The 20,839-nt window shown below is 39.6% G+C and carries 16 protein-coding genes; 3 read left to right on the top strand and 13 right to left on the bottom strand.

From position 1 onward, the window contains the following. Positions 1-56: 56 nt before the first annotated feature. Both ACE1CI_RS02980 and ACE1CI_RS02975 read right to left on the bottom strand, forming a co-directional pair. Complete coding sequence (locus tag ACE1CI_RS02980) at positions 57-692, bottom strand: Uma2 family endonuclease (protein ID WP_413264392.1); 636 nt, start codon at positions 690-692, stop codon at positions 57-59. A gap of 48 nt (positions 693-740) precedes the next feature. Next, entirely contained in the window at positions 741-1,337 is a 597-nt protein-coding gene (locus ACE1CI_RS02975) for a Uma2 family endonuclease (RefSeq protein ID WP_413264391.1), read from the bottom strand. 59 nt (positions 1,338-1,396) lie between these two features. Here ACE1CI_RS02975 and ACE1CI_RS02970 point away from each other — a divergent pair, with 59 nt between their 5' ends. Further along, entirely contained in the window at positions 1,397-2,329 is a 933-nt protein-coding gene (locus tag ACE1CI_RS02970; protein ID WP_413264390.1) for an RpnC/YadD family protein, read from the top strand. A 286-nt stretch (positions 2,330-2,615) separates the two neighbouring features. On the opposite strand, the gene ACE1CI_RS02965 is transcribed toward ACE1CI_RS02970, so the two are convergent. Both ACE1CI_RS02965 and ACE1CI_RS02960 read right to left on the bottom strand, forming a co-directional pair. After that, entirely contained in the window at positions 2,616-3,434 is an 819-nt protein-coding gene (locus ACE1CI_RS02965) for a prohibitin family protein (RefSeq protein ID WP_413262880.1), read from the bottom strand. 135 nt (positions 3,435-3,569) lie between these two features. Beyond that, positions 3,570-5,840 carry a bifunctional serine/threonine-protein kinase/ABC transporter substrate-binding protein gene (locus tag ACE1CI_RS02960; RefSeq protein WP_413262879.1) on the bottom strand — a complete coding sequence of 757 codons (2,271 nt, stop codon included), beginning with the start codon at positions 5,838-5,840 and terminating at the stop codon, positions 3,570-3,572. Between the two features lie 174 nt (positions 5,841-6,014). On the opposite strand from ACE1CI_RS02960, the gene nfi reads away from it, so the two are divergent. Together nfi and ACE1CI_RS02950 are read left to right on the top strand one after the other, a co-directional pair. After that, on the top strand, positions 6,015-6,698 hold the full coding sequence (gene nfi / locus ACE1CI_RS02955) for a deoxyribonuclease V (RefSeq protein ID WP_413262878.1): 684 nt from the start codon (positions 6,015-6,017) through the stop codon (positions 6,696-6,698). Next, positions 6,673-11,208, top strand: coding sequence for a PAS domain S-box protein (locus tag ACE1CI_RS02950; protein ID WP_496615208.1), 4,536 nt, complete (start codon positions 6,673-6,675; stop codon positions 11,206-11,208). The genes nfi and ACE1CI_RS02950 overlap by 26 nt, the downstream gene beginning before the upstream one ends. A 138-nt stretch (positions 11,209-11,346) precedes the next feature. Here the strand turns inward: ACE1CI_RS02950 and ACE1CI_RS02945 are convergent, their stop codons facing one another. The 9 genes from ACE1CI_RS02945 to ACE1CI_RS02905 all read right to left on the bottom strand — a co-directional run bounded on the left by ACE1CI_RS02945 (position 11,347) and on the right by ACE1CI_RS02905 (position 20,770). Further along, positions 11,347-12,453, bottom strand: a complete 1,107-nt coding sequence (locus ACE1CI_RS02945) for a DUF3102 domain-containing protein (protein ID WP_413262876.1) — start codon at positions 12,451-12,453, stop codon at positions 11,347-11,349. A gap of 256 nt (positions 12,454-12,709) precedes the next feature. Beyond that, a complete protein-coding gene (locus ACE1CI_RS02940; protein ID WP_413262875.1) occupies positions 12,710-14,059 on the bottom strand; it encodes a glycosyltransferase in 1,350 nt (449 codons plus the stop codon). 116 nt (positions 14,060-14,175) lie between these two features. Then, positions 14,176-15,255 (bottom strand): glycosyltransferase family 4 protein, encoded by a 1,080-nt coding sequence (locus ACE1CI_RS02935; protein WP_413262874.1) that lies wholly within the window; start codon positions 15,253-15,255, stop codon positions 14,176-14,178. A 377-nt stretch (positions 15,256-15,632) separates the two neighbouring features. Beyond that, positions 15,633-16,367, bottom strand: coding sequence for an HAD family hydrolase (locus ACE1CI_RS02930; protein ID WP_413262873.1), 735 nt, complete (start codon positions 16,365-16,367; stop codon positions 15,633-15,635). 170 nt (positions 16,368-16,537) lie between these two features. Further along, positions 16,538-17,992, bottom strand: a complete 1,455-nt coding sequence (locus ACE1CI_RS02925; protein ID WP_413262872.1) for a hypothetical protein — start codon at positions 17,990-17,992, stop codon at positions 16,538-16,540. A 38-nt stretch (positions 17,993-18,030) separates the two neighbouring features. Next, positions 18,031-18,192 (bottom strand): hypothetical protein, encoded by a 162-nt coding sequence (locus tag ACE1CI_RS02920; RefSeq protein WP_413262871.1) that lies wholly within the window; start codon positions 18,190-18,192, stop codon positions 18,031-18,033. A gap of 254 nt (positions 18,193-18,446) precedes the next feature. Then, entirely contained in the window at positions 18,447-19,574 is a 1,128-nt protein-coding gene (locus ACE1CI_RS02915) for a 30S ribosomal protein S1 (RefSeq protein ID WP_413262870.1), read from the bottom strand. A gap of 293 nt (positions 19,575-19,867) precedes the next feature. Then, on the bottom strand, positions 19,868-20,431 hold the full coding sequence (gene nrdR, locus ACE1CI_RS02910) for a transcriptional regulator NrdR (protein ID WP_413262881.1): 564 nt from the start codon (positions 20,429-20,431) through the stop codon (positions 19,868-19,870). A 240-nt stretch (positions 20,432-20,671) separates the two neighbouring features. After that, entirely contained in the window at positions 20,672-20,770 is a 99-nt protein-coding gene (locus ACE1CI_RS02905) for a photosystem II reaction center protein T (protein ID WP_413262869.1), read from the bottom strand. Positions 20,771-20,839: the final 69 nt, after the last annotated feature.

Raw genomic sequence — 20,839 nt, 5'->3', positions numbered from 1 at the left:
CTGATTGTATGACTTTTCAATGGTGTTTTGTAGTTTTTTGGGAAATGCGATCGCACTCATTCCCCTTCATCTTCGTGAAAATCTTCTGGATATTCTTCAACTTCCACTTCCGCAAAATCAACCTTATCATAAATATCTGCCAAAGGTACTTCCACCTGAAAAGAACTGAAAGTTAATGCCGGATCTTCTTCATCATAAACGCTATAAGACCAACGTTTATTTTTTTGCTTAGAATACTGTTCGATAAACATTAGATTCTGAGCGAGCAAAATATATTCTTGAAAGCTAGGGATTGTTTGATAAAATCTAAATTTCTCGCCTCTATCATAATTTTTAGTTGATTTAGATAAAACTTCAATAATCACTTGAGCATTGGTAATAGTATCTTTTCGGTTATTGTAATATTCCGGTTGACCTGGAATTACCATTACATCATGATAAGTAAAACGTTTAACTTTCGGTATCCATAAGCGAACATCACCGATGAAAACTCGGTAATTTTGTCCTTTTAAAGCTAGACTTAAAGCGATGTAAATATTTCCAGCGATTTGATTATGATTTGTAGTTCCACCCGTCATTGGTACAATCTCCCCATCGTGATATTCACTTTTGAATTCTGCGGTTTCTTCTCTTGCTAAATATTCCTCTGGGGTGTAGTAGTGTCGTTCTGTTGACTGTAGAGTAGCGGTCATAATTATATTCCCCCAACTTAACTCTTGCCTTGTGGCTATTTTAACATTTCAATGCCCTACATCTGCGGTTAGAAAATTCATAAAAGCATTCACCGCATCATATTGATCTGCCATGCGAGAATAAAACTCTAGCGATCGCAAATTCAACTCCGGCAAAACTTCACTATTACTCACTAATTCATATCCCGTTTCCCGCAAACAATAAACCGAAATTACGCCATCTTGCCAAAACCAAACTTCCCGAACTCCCACGCGACGATAAATTTCTAAGATGTCAATTCCCCCGCTACTTACTATTACTTCAATTGCTAAATCTGGGACTGATTTGCGCGTACCTAAACAATAAGATTCATCTGGTTCTTTTCTTGCGCCTAACTCCTTTTTTCCGATCGTTGTACTCCCCCGTCCGTAGAAACGAATGTTTTTCATTCGCATATAAATCTCCAACAATTGACCTAAAGTGTTTTTAGGTTCTTCGTGTTCTTCAGATAAGGGAGACATAATTTCTAAACACCCATCCAAATAAGTTAAACGTGCGCCTGTTCCTGTTAAATCTGCATCCAGCTTTAAGAGAGTTTCCCATGTTACATTTGAGAGCAAAGCTGCATTTGTAACCAATCCTAGTTGAGAAGTTGCGACAAACATCTAAGTCACCTTTTGCGATCGCATTTCCAGTTTAACTCGTTCTCGAAATTTAAAATCTAATGACTCGACAACCACACGATCAATTTGCCAAACAATATTTAGAAGAACTCCTGTCAACTATAGGTAATGTCGAAATTAGCCGAGAAATTGCCGGAGAAGTTCGACTAGTTGATATTTCGTTTGTACCCAATCCCACAGGCGATCGCGATATATTAGGATTGTTAGGTAAAATGGTAGCAACTCCCTGCTTGCTCGAACCATTTCGCAATCAACCTAGCAAAACAGAGATTCGCAATTGTATCCTCAAACTATTCTCCCTTCACAGCGAGTTACAGCGCCGAGCTAGGCGGGAAGACGAGGAAATTGCTGAAGATCAATTACCAACCTTGTGGATTTTAGCAACTTCTGCTTCCACAGCCCTAGTCGATAGCTTTGGTGCTAAACTAGATTCAAACAATTGGCCTGTTGGTGTTTACTTTCTAGCAGAATCTCTGAAGACAGCAGTAGTAGCAATAAATCAACTACCTGTTAATTCTGAAACACTTTGGCTGAGAATTCTAGGAAAAGGAACAACCCAGCAGCAAGCTATTAATGAAATTACCGCACTTTCTCCCGAAAATCCATTACGCAGAAACATTTTAGAATTGATTTCTACCTGGCGAATTAGTGTGCAAAGGAAAGAAAATTTAACTGAAGATGAGAGGGAATTGATCGTGAATTTAACACCAGCTTATTTGGAATGGCGGGAAAATACTTTACGAGAAGGAATGCGCGAAGGAATGCGCGAAGGAATACAGGAAGGAATAAGAGAAGGAAGTTTACAGGAACGTCGCTTAGTTGTAGGAAATTTACTGAGACTTCGATTTGACTCTGTGGATGAGGAACTGTCGCAGGTAATTGAACCTTTACTACAGTTACCTCCAGAAGAGTATTCGCGCTTGATACTTCAATTATCTCGTGAAGAATTGTTGGCTAGGTTTGGGATTAAGTAGGTGTAAATAAATAAAGTAATAATAGTTATCTAACCTTGGGGCGGGCTCTCCTGCCCACCCCACAAGAAAGATGTAACTCTTGTGGGGTGGGCAGGAGAGCCCGCCCTATTTTTCACTTTATTTATATCTACCTACTTAGTACTAATTAATATCAAGTCTTTGTCCGGTGTAGGGTGCGTCAGAAAAACTAAAACTTCGCTTAGTTTAACAATTTTAGATCTGACGTACCCTACTTGTTTACTATTAAAAGAGAGAAAAAGATTAATTATGGCGTGACTTGGTGCGTTCACTGTTGAACTGTGGGTGGTAATTCATTGGGGGCGATATTAATAAATGGTAGCGCACCATTGCCACCTAAAACAGTGGGGAAATGTCCATCCCATTTGTCGATCGCTCTTTTTTGCAAAATTTCCGCTGTTAAATTTTCTCGCAGTAATCTTTGCGCTTCTGCTTGTCCTTTAGCACGGTTAATTTCTGCTTGTGCTTCTTGGGTAGCTTTTAGGGCTAAAAACTCGGCTCTTTTGGCTTCTTGTTCGGCAATTTGTTTTGCTTCTACTGCTTCGCTAAACCTTTGGGAAAAGCGAATATTTACCAAGGAAATATCATCAACTGCAATGTTATATTGAGCTAATCTTAATGTTAGTTGTTCGTCAATACCAGCTTTGACTTCTCCTCGTTTTGTGATAATTTGTTCAGCAGTATAAAGCGCCATTACTGCTTTTAAAATTTCTTCAATTGCTGGATTAATTATTCGTTGTACTACTTCATTCTCATCACCAATTTGTTGAAAAACAATATTAGATTTATCTGGGACAATATGCCAGTTAAGCGCTACATCTGTAAAAACATCTTGCAAATCTTTGGAGGAAGCTTGACCGGGAATTTGATGTTTTTGCACCCGGACACTGAGAGTTTTTACAGTGTTAACTATGGGGATAATAGGGTGTATTCCTTCGGTTAATACCTGCTCTTGAACTTGCCCGAATTTCATGACAACGCCACGTTCTCCAGCATTGATAATCACAAAAGGTTTGAAAAAAATTGCGACTACTAAAAGCAATATGGTAATAGCTGCCAAGATGTAAGAACTATTGGAAGATTTCATTAGTTATTGACCTGACTTTTTAGCTGTTATTGCTAATATAGCGAAGAAATGCTGGAGCGAAATATAATTTTAAAAGATGCCCCACTGCTAGAATCTACATTGAGATTACCACCAAGCTGTTCAGTTAAGTTATAATTACTTTAACGGAGTGAACTGATAACCGTTTTCTGGTTTTTCGGGAGTTTTGGGAGTAATTATTACTAGTTGTACAGGGGCTTCCCGATCGCCAGTAGAACGAAAACTCACATCTCCAGTAGCTCCAGAAATGGTAAAATCTGGTGCCCCAAGCGATCGCTGTACGCCTTGCCGAGTAGGATTTTTACCAATAGCAGCTATTAAAGCTTGGGTAGCATCATAAGCAAAAGCCGTGCGCCAATTGACATTTAGACCCCAAATTTGTAAGCCCTTTTTCTGAAAAACTTCGCCTTTTTTTCCGTTAATATTTCCCGGAATTGCTAACACCATTCCGGCGGCAGCTTCGCCACCAATTTCTAAAGTTTTCTCCCCGTAAAAGCCATCTCCGGCTAATAAATTTAAGCGGCGACGGTTGATTTGTACAACTTGCAAAGCGCGATCGGTTACATCATTACTAGGTACTAGCATAATTACTTCTGCACCTTTTTCAATTGCTTGCTCGACACTAGCTTTAGCGTTAAAATCAGGTCTAGCTAAATCAATTTCGGTTAAAACTTTACCTCTTCCGGCATAGAACAAAGCATTTTTAAATTCATCTTTCAAAGATTTACTATACAGACTAGCAGAATTATAAAAAACTACCACTTTTTCTTTTTTCAACTGAGTTAACATATAATTACTTAAAGCTCTGGCGGTGAAGCGATCGCTCGGCATAGTGCGGAAAATATAACCACCAAATCCCGACAATTGCACTGCTGAACTAATCGGAGCAATTGCCACTAATTCTGCTTCTTGATAAACTGATGCAGCTGCCAAAGTTGTATCACTAATTCCATGCCCTACTACACCTAAAATTTCGGGATTTTTCACTAATTCTTGGGCTACAGATTCAGCAACTTTTGGTTGATTATCATCATGAGCAATACCCACTTTCAGGGGAATTCCATTAATTCCACCAGCAGTATTAATTTCTTCCTGTGCTTGGGCTACACCGCGCAACATTTCCAAAGCACTCTGAGAACTAGTAACTAATGGTACAACTGCGGCAATACTGTAAGATCTAGCATTACCAATGCGGGCATTATTCAAATAAATTAAAGTTTCAGGATCGCTACGATTAACTTTTCTGGCATTTTCCAAAGCCGAAACTGCTTGTTCATAAGCGCCAGATTTAATTAAATCTATTCCTTCTTGTTTATAAGGGTTAATTTGCCAGGGCGTTAAACTTTTAGTACCAAAACTAATCCGATCGCCAGCAGAATCCGATTGATTACTTGGCTTAAATAAAGAATTAGGAGGGAAATTTATAGATAAGGTAATTAAAGTTTTCCCGAACAAGGCAACTAATAAAATAACTGCTGCTACTCCAGTAGCAATCAGCAATAATCGCTTTACTTTTCCTAGAGATGGTTTAATTTCTGAAGGTAATTCTGTTTGAGGTACAGGACTAGAAATTTCTCCCAAAGCTTCTAATACTTGAGAGACTGATTGATAGCGATCGCTCCAGTGATAACGCACCATTTTATCTAAAATAGCTGCCAAGCTTGGGCTAATTTGAGCGTGATTTTGCCAGATAATTTCATGAGTTTGTGGGGAATTTGGCAGATGTAAAGGTTGGATTCCTGTTAAAGCTTTAATCGCAATCATTCCCAAGGCATAAATATCACTATTAAACCTGGGTTTTCCTGCCAATTGTTCGCAAGGCATATAACCTTGAGTACCAATTCCTACCGTTAATTCCATCTGATCTTTTGGCTCACCTGCCATTTGAGTTTCGATCGATTTAACTGCACCAAAATCAATTAAAACTAACTTACCATCCGAATTCCGGCGAATTAAATTACTGGGCTTAATATCGCGGTGAATTACGCCTTGATTATGCACATAAGTGAGAATTCCTAAAACATCTTCTAACAAATTTAATACATAAGCTTCTGATTGTTTTTTGTTGCTTCTTAATTCATCACTCAGGGAAGCCCCTGCAATAAATTCTTGAACTAAGTAGAATTCTTTTTCTTCTTCAAAGTAAGCCAATAATCGGGGAATTTGGTCATGTCGTCCCAACTTTTCTAGTGTTTCTGCTTCTGTATAAAAAAGTCGTCGGGCTACAGTTAAAAAACTTGTATTCTGATTGGTAGGACGAAAGCGTTTGACTACACATTTCGGATGACCTGGGCGTTGCCGATCTTCAGCAATATAGGTTTCGCCGAATCCTCCAGCACCGAGAACTTCAATTATTTGATATCTTGCCCCTAAAAGTTTTCCCAACATAGCTCACTGTTTAATTAATTTAATTGTTAAGTTTGAGGAATATATTAAACTTGATTTTAAGTATGATTAATCGCTCATCAGATTTTTTATTTAGGATTTAGGATTTGGGATGTATCCCTCTTTGGTTTTATTCATGTTTGGTTGAGTACACTTATAAATAAAAGGTATCTAAAGATGAAGATAAATCAACGTCATGATTGGCCTTTGACAGCAGAAGAAGCAATTATTATCCAGCAGCAGTTAGCCTCAGAGGTAATTACTTCGGATCAATTGACTACTGTACAGCACGTTGCGGGAGTTGATGTAGGATTTACGGAATCTGGAAGCACGACACGAGCCGCTGTAGCAGTTTTAAGTTTTCCTGACTTGCAGTTGCAGGAGTATACTCTAGCCTACCGTCCTACCACCTTTCCTTACGTTCCCGGATTTCTCTCTTTTAGAGAGGTTCCCGCTGTCATAGAAGCACTGGAAAAACTCAATATTACACCCGATTTGATCTTATGCGATGGTCAGGGAATCGCACATCCCCGTCGATTCGGTATTGCTTGTCACTTAGGTTTACTTACGGATATTCCGGCGATCGGAGTGGCAAAATCTTTATTAGTTGGCAAATACGATGAATTGCCAGAACAACAGGGCGCTTGGCAACCTTTAGTATATCGTGGCGAGACGGTAGGCGCTGTTTTACGGACACGCACAAGAGTAAAACCTGTTTATGTTTCCAGCGGACATCGCATTAGTTTACCTACAGCTATTGATTATGTTTTGCGTTGTATTACCAAATATCGTTTACCAGAAACAACTCGTTGGGCAGATAAATTAGCCTCAAATCGTGGTTCGATATTACCCGCAAACTAAAGCTGATTTTTTATACTCAAATTTAGTAAGTTTACGTTATATTCTTGTTATGGAGAATCAGGAAAATAGCTCACTAATAAATTATCATCCCTTGACTGCTACAGCAGAGACAACAGTAGATGTAGCGATCGCCTTAATGAACCAAAATTCTACTAGTTATTTGGTAGTATTGGCTAGCGCTGAACCAGAAAGCCCTGTAGTTGGCTTATTTACAGAACGGGAAATAATACAATTAATCGCTTCCGGTGCTCAATTGAGTAAATTATCTCTCGCTTCTGTAATTAGTAAAGAGTTAATTACTATTAATGAAAGCGCAATTAAAAATTTGTTTGCCGTTAATTCTTTAATGCGTAAACATCAAATTAATTATTTACCTATACTCGGAAAAACAGGTAATCTAATTGGTGCGATCGCTCGGCAAAATCTTCAACAACACTTGCTAGAAGCAATCAATCCCCAAGAAGTTAATCAAAAGCTTAACAAATTACAAAGTTTAGTTGAGCAGCAAGAAACAGAATTAAAGACGTTAAATCAGCAATTAGAAAAGACAAGTTATCATCATCAATTAGCTGAAAAAAAAATTCACTCTGCCGAAGAAAAGCTGCGTAGAGTCTTTGCGGCAATGACAGATTTATTAATGGTTATCAATCTAGTAGAAGGGCAAATCAAAGAAGTAGAAGTTTTTCCGACTAATTTAGGTTGTTTAGCTCATAGTAATGAGTTACTGAATTATACATTAGATAATTTATATTTAAAAAGTCAGAACTATCGTAATTGGTTAGGCAAAATTCGAGAATCATTAACCAATAATGAACAAATTAATTTTGATTATAAAGTAATTATAGAGCAACAAGAACATTGGTTTTATGTTACTATTTCTCCATTTTCAGCTAACTCTGTACTGTGGTCAGCTAGAGATATTACTGCTCGCAAACAAGCAGAACAAACCTGGGAAAAAAGCCAAGCGCGGTTCCAAAAATTAGTCGCTAATATACCGGGAGCAGTTTATGAATTTGTCATAAAATCCAATGGTGCGATCGGTTTGGAATATATGAGTCCATCGATCGAAGAAATTTACGAATTCCCACAAGCAGAAGTATTAGAAAATCCCCAAATTCTGTTCGATGCTTTTCATCCTGAAGATTATCAAAGCTACCAAGAAGCTGTGGCGATTAGTAGCCAAAATTTAGCACCTTTTTCCCACGAATGGCGGATCGTGACAGCTTCGGGAAAGTTGAAATGGGTACAAGCAAAATCGCGACCAGAACGACGGGAAAATGGTGATACTGTTTGGTACGGTGTATTATTTGATGTGAGCGATCGCAAAATTGCTGAACAAGCATTACAGGAGAGTCAAACTAATTTAGCAGATGCTCAAAGAGTCGCCCATATTGGTAGTTGGAAATTTGATGTAATTAAAGGAAAAGTTACTTGGTCAGAAGAATTATTCCACATTTTTGGATTAGATACCACTAAACCAGAGCCAACATTTGAAGAACATTTGCAATTAATTTATCCAGAAGATCGCGATGCTTGGTATCAAATGGTTAATCATAGTTTGCAGAGTGGAAAGTCTTTCACAATAATCTATCGAATTATTCGTCCTGATGGAGAGATTCGTTACATTGAAGGGAGGGGAGAAGCTATTGTTAATGATGCCCAAGAAGTTATCCAATTATATGGCACAGCAATGGATATAACAGAACGCAAGCAAGCCGAAATAGCTTTGCGGGAAAGTGAAGAAAAATTCCGTGCCATTTTCGATCGAGGAATTCAATTTGTAAGTTTATTGCAACCGGATGGAACGATTTTAGAAATTAATCAAACCGCACTAAATTTTGCGGAAATTACTAGAGAGTCAGCGATATGTAAACCATTTTGGGAAACTAAATGGTGGACAATTTCGGAAGCAACTCAGTCAGAGTTACAATTAGCGATCGCAGCAGCAGCAGCGGGAGCTTTCATGCGTTATGAAGTAAATGTAATCGGGAAAAATAATCAGATAGTCACTATTGATTTTTCCCTACGTCCAATTTTCAATCAACAAGGAGAGGTAACTTTATTAATTTCCGAAGGAAGAGACATTAGCGATCGCAAAGTCTTAGAACAAAAACTCGCCTTAAGAGAAGCTTTACTCAATGCCTTTTTCTCCTCAGCACCAGTAGGATTATGTATTACAGATGAAGAATTTCGCTATATAAAAATCAACCAACAATTAGCAGAAATTAATGGCTTACCTGCCTCAGAACATATCGGCAAAAACTTTTACCAAGTTTTACCTGAAATTGCACCTAGTTTAGTTCCTTTATGTCAGCAAGTTTTAACCAAAGATGAAGCAGTACTGAACTTAGAAATTAGGGGAGAAGTTCCCAGCCAGCCGGGGGTTTTACGTGATTGGATAGTTTCTTTATTTCCCATTCCGGGAGAAGATGGACATTCTCGCATCGTGGGATCAGTTGTCGTAGAAGTTACAGAACGGAAACGAGCAGAAAAAGCTTTACAGGAAAGCGCCAAAAGAGAACAAGCACTCACACAAGTAATTCAAAAAATTCGCCAAACATTAGAATTGTCGGAAATCTTTAGCGCGACAACCACTGAATTGCGACAACTTTTAGATTGCGATCGCGTCACCATTTATCGCTTTCATAATGATTGTAGTGGGGAATTTGTCGCTGAATCAGTAGCAGATGGTTGGATTTCTTTGTTAGAAGCACAAAACCAAAATCCTCAACTAACAGCTTGTATCTTAAATAAACAAGAATGTGTCATCAAAAAATTAAATCAAAGCGAAAGAGAAAACCGTACCACCAATTACTTAGCCGTAGCCGATATCCATCAAAGCGAACTTACTAATTGTCACATTGAAATTTTAGAGCTATTCCAATCCAAAGCTTATTTAACTATCCCCATTTATTCTGGCAATCAATTCTGGGGCTTACTCGCAGTTTATCAAAATTCGCGCCCCAGGCAATGGCAAGAATCAGAAATTAAGGTAGTACTTCAAATAGGCACTCAATTAGCAGTTGCCTTACAACAAGCTGAACTACTCTCCCAAACACAAAGGCAATCTTTAGAACTGATGAAAGCTAAAGAAGCCGCCGATGCTGCCAACTATGCTAAGAGTCAGTTTCTCGCCAAAATGAGTCATGAACTGCGTACACCCTTAAATGCAATTTTAGGATTTAGCCAAATTATGGTGCGGAATAAATCTGTTTCCTCAGAACACAGAGAACATTTAGAAATTATCAACCGGAGCGGCGAACATTTACTCAATTTAATCAATGATATTTTGTCAATGGCTAAAATTGAATCAGGACAAATGAGCTTCAATACAACCTGTTTTAATTTACATCAAATGCTAGAATTACTCAAAGATATGTTCCGCTTAAAAGCTGAACAGAAAGGCTTGAAACTGAACTGTGTAATTGCTCCCTCACTCCCCCGAAATATCAAAACCGATGAAAGTAAATTGCGTCAAGTTTTGCTTAATTTATTAGGTAACGCCATTAAATTTACTCAAACTGGCTATGTAACTTTAACAGTTTTCTTAGCTCAATTAGAAGCCCAGTCAGCCGAAGATGTACAAATAGTTTTTACAGTTACAGATACAGGCCCAGGAATTGCCCCCAATGAAATTACTACATTATTTCAACCCTTTTCTCAAACCCAAACAGGTCGCCAAACCGGACAAGGAACTGGTCTAGGTTTAGCCATCAGTCAACAATTTGTCAAACTAATGGGTGGAAAAATTGTTGTCGAAAGCCAATTAGGTATCGGTTCTATTTTTACTTTTAATATCAAAGCTAAGTTAGCACCTGAAACCGAAAAAAATATTAGGTTAAATACTCAACAAGTTATATCTTTAGAACCAAATCAACCAACTTATCGAATTTTAGTGGCTGAAGATATCAAAGAGAATCGGCAACTACTAGTCAAATTATTAGTACCTTTAGGATTCGAGGTGCGAGAAGCAGAAAATGGTCAACAAGCCGTGACAATCTGGGAAAGTTGGCAACCCCATCTGATTTGGATGGATATGCGAATGCCAGTCATGGATGGCTATGAAGCTACTCGCCAGATCAAAGCTCATCCTCAAGGAAAAAACACAGTGATTATTGCTCTTACTGCTAGTGTTTTTGAAGAACAACAACCAGCTATTTTAGCGGCGGGATGTAATGACTTTATGCCGAAACCTTTTCGCTCAGAAGTTTTATTAGAAAAAATAGCTAAGCATTTAGGTGTACGCTACATTTATGCGGATAATTCGCACCCCATTACTGAGCATTCCCAGATTCCCACCTTAACACCAGAAGATCTCAAGGTAATGTCTCAAGAATGGATTGCCCAATTACATCTAGCCGCTGCCGCCGTTGACGATCAACTAGTTATAGAATTAGTTGAGCAAATCCCGGAAACTTACATTAAGTTGGTAAATATTTTAATAAGTTTAGTAGAGAATTTTCGCTTGGATCTGATCTTGGAAATAACTGAACTATGCCTTAAAGAATGACATATTTGCTCCCAAAACTACTGTCCCGTTAACCTGTCGGTATAACGGGAGTATTGTTGCTTTATTTAGGATTTTGAATGCTTGGTTGATTTACGCATTGCGGCACTAGTTTAGTGAATGCACCCTTGAGGAAAATTTTCAAAAATCAATTTTCTCTGCCTTCAATCCTCCAGCTTTCCAATCAGTAATAATTTCATTGACTCGTTTAGGATCTGGTTCAGCAAATATCGCTAGCCGATCTAAACGATTAATGGTTGAGAGAATTTCTGGATAGGGCAAGTAACAAACAATTACTGTTTCTCCCAATTCTGTGTAAAGCAAAATAATTGATTCCAGAGTGTCTTCAAACAGCCGAATATCTTTAGACTGCGGTAGGTTTTTTGTGACAATAATTCGATTTTCGGCCAGAATGGTTGACTGCCAATCTTTGACCCCAGGAAAACCTAATAATAATCCCGCATGATGAGGAACTTTTTGGATAAATTCTGCGGAATTAGGATCGCCACAATACAGTAAATGTCTTCTACCTAACTGCCACCATATTCCTGTTGATTCGCGTCTGGCAACAGTGGGAGATGGCTGATGAGAAATTGGCACATTTGAGGTTGTTGTTACAGAAATGGGAATTACTCGTTTAATTTCCGGTAATTCAACTTCTTTTTCTTTCTTTAATATCGTCACTGGTTCTTTGGCGGGACGAGTGGCGACAATTTCTACTTTTGGACGCGATTCATTGGCAGGTAATTGCACCGGAACAGGCTTTAATGCTGGAACTGATTGCACTGCTGGAACTGATTCGGTTTTAGATTTATTGCCCGGTAAACTATGTTTTTGCCTAATTTCTTTGGCGATCGTATAGGTGATTGGTTCCCCTGCTTCCGCACGAGCGATCGCTTCCGATCGCGCACTTGCTGGCGTTGACGGTGCCGCTAGAACATATAAGGCAGATGCAGCAAATTTGTCAATTTGATAAGTTTTTCTAAACGAATTCGCTACCTGCATAAATCTCGCCGCTGTGGGATAGCTCCACTCAAATTCAGCCGCTATCCAATCTAAGAATCTCCCGTGGGCGAGTTTCTCTTTAACTAAAATTAACTTTTGTCCGATCTCGATGATATCTTGTGCAGTGCGCTTCATGAGCGCTCGAATTTCCCCAGTTTGTTGCTGAATAAATAAACTGGTTTCTGCATCAAGCATGGTGTAATCAAACACCTTTTGCAGTGAAGATTGCGCTGAGGCTGGCATTGGCTACTCTAAAATAACGTTAATTGGCTGATGTGCTTATCAACTTATCTTGTAGCACATCAAACACAGTATTTACCTCTGTCTAGAGTTGGATATTACAATAGATTCTCATCAACAGAGTTATACAATTGTTAAATATATCACAGAACAGGCATATCGCAAAAAAGGCGATCGAAAAATTCTTGATTACTTAATTACACTAGAGTCGAGGATCGGTAACACTTACTTAGTATTCTCGACTCTTGATCCCTAAACTTTAAGAAACTTTACCCAATTTTGCCGCTCCTACGGGAGAAACCTCTACCTGAGAAGCATTAGTTGACCAACGAGTTGGTAAATGTATTTCCCACAATTCTTGATTCATAATTGACTTAGCCAACAAACAACGATAAAGATCGCTCAACTGTCCTGCTACATAAGCCCAACTAAAGTTTTGTCTCACTCTTAGCGAAGCTTGCTTCCGCATTTTTTTCGCCCAAACATCATCAGTTAAAATCCGATCGATTGCCGCAGCAAAACCAGCAATATCATTATGTGGTACTAACAAACCTGTTTCTTCAGGAATAACAGTAAACTTCAAGCCACCAACATTGGAAGCTACTACAGGCGTACCGCAAGCCATAGCTTCAATTGCCACTAAACCAAAGGGTTCATAATAGCTAGGAACTACACAAACATCAGCCGCTGCATAGTAAAAGGGTAGAATATCATGATTTAAGCGACCTGTAAATAGAATGTTTTCCGTCAATTCTAATTCTTGAGCTAATAGTTTTATTCTTTCCTCTTCTCGATCGCCTTCTGAGTGCGGATCTTCTCCCCCAGCAATTACTAGCCGAAAATTGCCCTGATTCTTTGCCTGACAGTTCGCGCCAGCTTGTAACAAGGTTTCCAAACCTTTACGAGGATCGAATCTGCCGACATACAAAACTATTTGTTCGGTTTGATTAAATCCTAATTTTAATCTAGCTTGGCTCTTAGATAATAACCGGAAGTTACTAATATCTGTACCGCCAGAAATTACTTGAATTTGCCCAATTTCGGAAACTAATTTTCGCAAAGCTTCTTGTTCTTGAGGACTGGTAGCAACTACACAATTTGCTTGCTCACTTACTTGTTTTTCAATTGCTAATCTAGTTTCACCAATTGGCGGTTGATAACCAGCCGCTTGATATTTGACAATACCTAGAGAGTGATGAGTATGCACCAATTGAATATTGCGTAATTTTTGCAATTGCAAGCCAACCCAACCAGAAAGCCAGTAGTTTGTATGGACTAAAGGATAATTTGTGCCTTCTTTGCTTTGAAAGTTGAGAAAAGCCTCTAAAAATTCTGGCATATATGCAAACAAATCATTCTTATGAATAAATTTCTCTGGCCCTGCTGACAAGCGAATTGTGCGACAATAAGGCGAATGTTGCACAATTTTCGGATCGTTGGGATTAACTTTGCGGGTAAACATATCAACTTGCCAACCCAATTTGGCTAATGTTTCTCCCACATTCCGCACATAAACATTTTGTCCCCCAACATCTTGTTGTACCACTTCTGCTGCTGGATCGGCGTGATCGGAAATTAGTGCGATCGGTTGTCTATTAAGCTGTGACATATCCTTTTCTCCTGCAACTTTCAAGTAAATTAATCGTGGCGATAACTTGTGATGGTAAGGCGATAAGAAATTAAAAAATCCACCTAAAGTCTAGGTGGTTATGTTAATGTTGAGTTTTATATGAATTGCATTGCTTTTACCGGGCGAGAATGACCATTTCGGGTATACCGTTCTGCCAAAATCTTTTGATAAACTGCTTCGTAACCCGAAGTCATTTTCTGCACGCTAAAGTTCTCAATTACGTGCTGACGGCAACTGTAGCGATCGAGTTGCTCCGCTGGCTCAATTGCCGCTACACATTCTTCTACACTATTACACAGAAAACCTGTCTTACCATGAGCAATAATTTCGGAAGTTGAACCTAAATTCATCGCCACTACAGGTGTTCCTGTCACCATTGATTCAATCATTACTAATCCGAAAGGTTCTCGCCAAGTAATTGGGAAAAGAGTCACAGCTGCATTACCCATTAATTTACTTTTTTGGGCGTGATTAGCTTCCCCAATAAACTGAATTTGTTCGCCATCAATATGCGGTTTAATTTCTTGCTCAAAGTATAAGCGATCGACCACATCAACCTTACCCGCAATCTTTAATTGCCAACCAGAACGTTTAGCAATTTCAATCGCTAAATGCGTTCCCTTTTCGGGGGAAACACGCCCCAAAAATGCTAAATAAGGCGGAGCTTGCGGCTTTTCATAAAATTTATATGTGCTAACATCAATCCCATTATAAACTGTCGCCACGCAGTTAAGATTTAACCGAGCTTCCCTTTGAGCATCAGAAATACTCACATAAGGTTGCTGGCGAGCATGAGCAAACAATTTCTCATTATCAGGCGTAAAAATCCCATGCAATGTATGAATTGTTGGCGTTTTTACTAACTTAGAAAAAGGTAACGCGGAACAACCCATGTGGGAGTGAATTACATCAAACTCAGAAGCTTTTTCATACACCCGACTCAGATGCAACATCTCATAGATGTTATATTCTTTGACTGTACTATCTAAGCGCAAAGCACGAGGATGAACCCACTCTAATTTGGCTAGACTAATCGAGTCTCCAGAAGCAAACAAAGTTACTTCATGTCCTCGTTTGACTAGTTCATTACAAAGTAATCCTACTACTAATTCAATTCCTCCATAAGCTGGAGGGGGAACACTTTCCCATAATGGTGCTATTTGAGCAATTCGCATTTTTTCTCCTGGCACTAAGCAATGATTCTAACCATGTATTTCAAACTAATTTGCAGTTAATTTGCTACGTTTTAGTTGGCAGATGCTGATTCAATAAAAAAGCTCAAATTTCTGCCTAAGAAATTAAATTGGTTTTAGCTTTTTTTGTGTTATGCAAATGTTATCCATCTCTTAGATAGCTTTTACTCCATCTCTAGACGGAAAATAAGACAAATAGTTTTTAGCTTCTTTGCTCTCTCAGAAGATAGATTTAGCAGAACTTTATGTCAGGAAAGTGGCAACTGCTAAGCGATAATCAGCTATTTTATATAGTAAACAATTATCAAAAAAGTGTTGTCAATCAGTCTCAGAGGATATCTAAAAATCAGTTATATTGTCTAAAAAAAGTTTAGTTCATCTAGTTGTCCAATAGTTACATCTGCGATCGCCAAATGAGTCGCTTTGGAGTTTCCCCAACAAATACCAATACAACCAGCAGCACCAGCTTGACGCGCCATTTCCAGATCGCTGACAGCATCACCCACCATCAAAGTAGCACTAGGTTCTATTCCTAATTTTTCACAAGCTTGCCAAAATAAAGTCGGGTCTGGTTTACTCGGCCCCTCATCAACTCCCATTGCTAATTGAATATAATCAGTTAGCTGATACCTTTGGACAAATGCTTCCACTTTTGCTGTAGTATCAGCTGAAAGGATGCCTAATTTTAAACCAGCTTGAGAAAGTAATTGCAAAACTTCTAAACTTCCCACAAATAAAGGTGAAGGTGCAGCATTTTGGAACTGTCGATCGGCTTGTGTAAAAGCGCGACGTGCGTGAGCCAAAGCTTCCATCCATCCCCTACCAGTTTGGGCCACATAAGCCGCCGCCGCAATTTCATTTTCCCGCCGACTTCCCACCGCCATTAAACCAGTCGGATCGATTTGATTACCATTAACACCAAACGCCATCAACAACGGATCGCCAACCCCCGGAATTTCTGCATCCAACAAGCCCGATCGCTTTTGTGCTAAGCTTCGCAAAAACTCCGCAGAATTTTCCAAAGTCCCATCCTTATCAAAAATTATCCCCTGAATCTCAGGAAAAATTACCTCTCCACAACGAATACTTACCACAGTATTTTGCTCCTGGGCTGTTAATCATTTAAATTGCTTTTTGAAGGAGATGAGGACTATAATCAAAACGCCATAAAACGGAGTAAACCGTAATATTTCGCTTGACTGTTGTTTTCGGTTTGAGAGGTTCGAGGTATTGGTGGATTATGGCAAATCCTCCCTCGCCACATCTAAACCACTTGGCACGAGTCCTTAGCCTTATGCTTTCCTCGCCTGTAACGCTCCAAGTGTTTGGAAGAAAGCCAACCTAAGTCAACTGCACAGGCGAGCGTTAAATCCATTTGAGCGAGGAAAGATGCTGTCCTGCGAAGCAGTAAACTATTAATTGCATCAACTTTCATGAACCGAGTAATTTCGGTATCGTCTTTTCGTTGCAGCAAATTAACAGCAGCATTACGATCTGCTTGTAACTCCATCCCGTCGAACGTGAAGAATGAATCGCCGTCTCGGTGTCCCAACAGGGTTCCATTACGACAATCCACCTGTGATGAATAAGCAGCATTTACCAACACCACAGACGATTTGCGACGCTGGGAAATCTCTTCTAATGCTTTCTGAATTTCTCCTTTACACCATTCAGAAAGCTGTCGATTCTTGGCGCAAGAACGGCTTTTTCTCTTGATTGTGGCGCTCAAATCTTCCGTTACCGCTACCTTGTGAGAATCGAAAAACTTATTAACTCCTTCTCTGATACGATTTATTAGGCAAGACCTCTTTTTCTTCTCTCTTCTGTTCCACCGCTTCTTGCCTAAATTGCACCGAAAAATATGCTTTTTATTTTTGTTTTTAGCAACGGCATAAAGCTTGTTTCTAGCCTTGCCTCTTACGTGACGTTTCTTGACTTCGCGGGTCATTACTTTGCCGATGCCATCACCATAAACTACCCCGTCAGAGTCAGTTAGCGCTTCGGTGAAACCTTTATCCAGTCCCGATGACGAGGTATTGCTATTCTCGGTCTTTTGGATAATCCTGCTGTAATGAAGTTCGACACTTCCCGCCTCATCATTAAACATTATTCTCAAGTTCCCGGTTGGCGTAATCCTGCCAACCTTGAAACGTAATTTAATCTTTTGATATTGACGGGGCTTGATTAAGTCGCCACTGATTATCACTTCCACAACATTTCGAGAAACCCGTTTGACGATAGGGGACTTCTTTCTGTCGGTAACATTGATCTGGTGATTTTTCCAAGTATGCCCTCGATGATAATGTTGTCGCACCCATCTATTAATTAACGGGTATTGCATCCACTCTAATGAGTTTAAAGATTTAACTAATTCACCCCTAAACCCTCCTTCGCTAAACTTCAAATAAATGCGACGAATAACTGCGGTTTTTACTGCTTCTTGATATGTATGTATTTCATCAATACAGCGTTGGAATGCTTTTTCCCATTGCTCATAATCTAACTCGTATTTTTCTGGAGGATTGGTCAACTTGAAGTCTTTGATTAACTGATTAGAGTTGATGCCCCAAGTCTGCAATCCCCCGTACTTATTCCAGATATCAGAGCGCAACTTGCCAGCTTTTTTAGCTTGGATTCTAGCTAGTTCGACATCGCCACCAACGCAGTAGCCAATCCCTGTTACGACATATTCGGTTTTGGAGATTAGCTTTCGTGCCATTGATGTAAGTTTTCGACAACAACAGCATTGTATATCAGTTATCGCTTGGGGTCAATAGCTCTAATGAGGATAATTTCCCCTCTGGCAACTGCGTCTAATAGTTTGCCAGTGCTGCCGTCGTCGCCGTAAACACAGCCCAATTTAAGGGCTATCTCTTTTATCTTTGCTGGGGTGTCAATGTCAACCCTGGCTAGAAGCATCGTCCTGCCCTCTTTCTTTCTAGGCATCAAATTACCTCAATCTTCCGTTACTGATATACAAAATAGCAAAAGGCTTGAGGTGGATTCCGATTAATTACAATTTACGGCGATTTACTACTTTTTTGAGCTATCTAATGCTACGGGGATGAGGAAAATTATTTAATTACCTTTTCCATCTCCCCATTCTTTCCTGTTCCCTGTAAAAAAAAAGAGGGTATTTCCCTCTCAGTTTGTCGTTAGTTTTTTTCAATCAATTATTCTTCAGATGAAGGTATTGCTGCTCCTGCAACTGCTTCCGGTTCAGTTGTAGCCACAGCACCTACAACAGCTGGAACAGCTTCCACTTCTTCCTCAGCAGACGGAATATCTTCTTCGGCTGTTACTGCATCCACAACATCAGCTTCCTCAGCAGGCGGAATATCTTCTTCGGCAACCGCATCCACAGCTACCGCTGCTTCTGCTGCTGGTGGAACTTCACCTAGCAACTTCGCCCGTTGTTGTTCGCGATACTTCGCCGCCATTTCTTCGGCCATTTCGTAAACGCGATCGCGATTACGGATCATATCCCCAGCTTCGGGTTCTAATTGCTTAGTAGAAAGCGAAATTCTCCCTCTTTCCGCATCCAAATCAATGATCATCACCTTAATTTCATCATTGACATTGAACACACTATGCGGCGTATCGATATGTTCGTGGGAAATTTCCGAAATGTGTAGCAACCCACTCACACCACCAATATCGATAAAAGCACCATAAGGTTTAATACCACGTACTGAACCAATTACCACTTCACCGACTTCTAAACGGTTCATCTTGCGCTCAACTAATGCGCGTCTATGCGAGAGAACTAAACGATTTCTATCTTCATCTACTTCTAAAAATTTCAGTGGTAATTCTTCCCCTACCAAATCTTCTTTAGGCTTACGGGTACTAATATGAGATCCTGGAATAAAACCACGTAACCCTTCAATTCTGACTAATGCGCCACCACGATTGGTAGCAAAAACCTGAGAACGCACTGTCGCATCTTCAGCTTGCAACTGACGCACCCGTTCCCAAGCACGCATATACTCAATGCGACGAATCGAAAGAGTTAATTGTCCATCTTCATTTTCATCTGTAAGAATGAAGAATTCGCGAGTTTCGTTGGATTGCAGCACTTCTTCAGGAGCGTCTACTCGGTTAATCGACATTTCCTGAATCGGAATATAAGCTGCCGTTTTAGCACCAATGTCAATCAGAGCGCCCCTCGGCTCTATACTAAATACAGTACCAGCTACAATATCACCTGGATTGAAGTGATAATCGTATTTATCGAGTAGAGCAGCAAAATCGTCGAGAGTAAAACCAATATCGGCAGTTGTTGTTTTCTGATTGACCATGCGAATCGAACCTTGTCCTTGTTAGTTTTTAGAAAAATTACGCCTCCTGTCGATGTATACGCACGTTTTTAATGTGCCGTTTACACCTTCATCCCTCCAAATCTCATATTTTAGCAGATCCAGCTAAGGTGATTTAGAGTCCAGACATATCATTCTATCTTAACTAGCACCAGTGAAACTACTTTTTCCCATTTTCTTGGTTTTACGCCCAGACATGGCAGAATACTTTCTCTGTAACTGCTGAGATTGACAGCAGCAGAGAATATCTCCTGCATAAAAAAGTTTATTAAATTTTAAGAATGGGCGATAAAAGTTACAGTTTTTTCGGTTCCCTCAGTCTTTAAGCCAGAATTTTCCGTGCTGGGAGTATTTGTTGTCGAGATTCCTTCTTTGCGTGCTGTAATATTGTCGTTGCGGAGTTGATTTAAGGTATAAATAAAATCAGCAATGCCACGAAACTGACGATACACTGAGGCAAAGCGCACGTAAGCTACTTCACTTAGATAGCGGAGTTTTTGCAAAACTAATTCCCCAATTTCATTGCTGGTAACTTCCCGCACTTCTCGCTGTTGTAATTCAGCTTCTACCTCATCTGTAAGTTCTTCTAAACGCAGTTGAGGAATGCCAGTTTTTTCGCAAGCCCGGACGATTCCTCTTAAGAGTTTAGAGCGATCGAAACCTTCTCGTCTCCCATCTCGCTTAATCACCGTCACGGGAACAAATTCAATTTGTTCATAAGTGGTAAAGCGACGCTTACATCTAAGACATTCTCGACGACGGCGAATACTTTGTCCGCCTTCTGCTGAACGTGACTCCAGCACACGATTATCTGGGTTATTACAGAAAGGACAGCGCATTTTGTAAAATCCTTTTATACTTAAAATAGCTTGGTAAGCTAATTGTGATTTAAGCTGCATCTTCGGTATCTTGGTCAGAGATGGAAAAAATGCTTTCCTGATCCTGATTAGCCGATCGCCCTTCTATCGAGATTTTGACACAAAACCTAACTTTTTAGTAAACACAGCAAATTCAGCTGTTACCAACTTGGGTAACAGCTGTTGCAGATTTTAAACCGTAACCGTTACAGGACGAGAGAGTTATTTCTTTTCGATGCGGGGGGGTTCCCGAAAAGCGATCGCAAAGAACAGCACGCCCAGAGTAATAGCAAAGATGAGAACGTAAGCAATGCTTTCCATATCAAAAAATCCTGACTATCCTGCCAATTAAGATTTTACCAATTACTAACAGAGAAAGGTCTAACGCCC

It is taken from the genome of Floridaenema flaviceps BLCC-F50 (assembly GCF_041929275.2).
GTDB lineage: Bacteria > Cyanobacteriota > Cyanobacteriia > Cyanobacteriales > Aerosakkonemataceae > Floridanema > Floridanema flaviceps.
Note: the sequence above shows the minus strand (reverse complement) of the source record. Positions and strands in the feature narration are given on the sequence as shown.

Bases quoted from the DNA above. Each gene is read 5' to 3' on its own strand.
- nfi (WP_413262878.1), top strand. From the start codon at position 6,015: ATGAAGATAAATCAACGTCATGATTGGCCTTTGACAGCAGAAGAAGCA.
- ACE1CI_RS02960 (WP_413262879.1), bottom strand. From the start codon at position 5,840: ATGTTGGGAAAACTTTTAGGGGCAAGATATCAAATAATTGAAGTTCTC.
- ACE1CI_RS02965 (WP_413262880.1), bottom strand. From the start codon at position 3,434: ATGAAATCTTCCAATAGTTCTTACATCTTGGCAGCTATTACCATATTG.
- ACE1CI_RS02935 (WP_413262874.1), bottom strand. From the start codon at position 15,255: ATGCGAATTGCTCAAATAGCACCATTATGGGAAAGTGTTCCCCCTCCA.
- ACE1CI_RS02945 (WP_413262876.1), bottom strand. From the start codon at position 12,453: ATGCCAGCCTCAGCGCAATCTTCACTGCAAAAGGTGTTTGATTACACC.
- ACE1CI_RS02980 (WP_413264392.1), bottom strand. From the start codon at position 692: ATGACCGCTACTCTACAGTCAACAGAACGACACTACTACACCCCAGAG.
- ACE1CI_RS02975 (WP_413264391.1), bottom strand. From the start codon at position 1,337: ATGTTTGTCGCAACTTCTCAACTAGGATTGGTTACAAATGCAGCTTTG.
- ACE1CI_RS02905 (WP_413262869.1), bottom strand. From the start codon at position 20,770: ATGGAAAGCATTGCTTACGTTCTCATCTTTGCTATTACTCTGGGCGTG.
- nrdR (WP_413262881.1), bottom strand. From the start codon at position 20,431: ATGCGCTGTCCTTTCTGTAATAACCCAGATAATCGTGTGCTGGAGTCA.
- ACE1CI_RS02940 (WP_413262875.1), bottom strand. From the start codon at position 14,059: ATGTCACAGCTTAATAGACAACCGATCGCACTAATTTCCGATCACGCC.
- ACE1CI_RS02925 (WP_413262872.1), bottom strand. From the start codon at position 17,992: ATGGCACGAAAGCTAATCTCCAAAACCGAATATGTCGTAACAGGGATT.
- ACE1CI_RS02920 (WP_413262871.1), bottom strand. From the start codon at position 18,192: ATGCTTCTAGCCAGGGTTGACATTGACACCCCAGCAAAGATAAAAGAG.
- ACE1CI_RS02970 (WP_413264390.1), top strand. From the start codon at position 1,397: ATGACTCGACAACCACACGATCAATTTGCCAAACAATATTTAGAAGAA.
- ACE1CI_RS02915 (WP_413262870.1), bottom strand. From the start codon at position 19,574: ATGGTCAATCAGAAAACAACAACTGCCGATATTGGTTTTACTCTCGAC.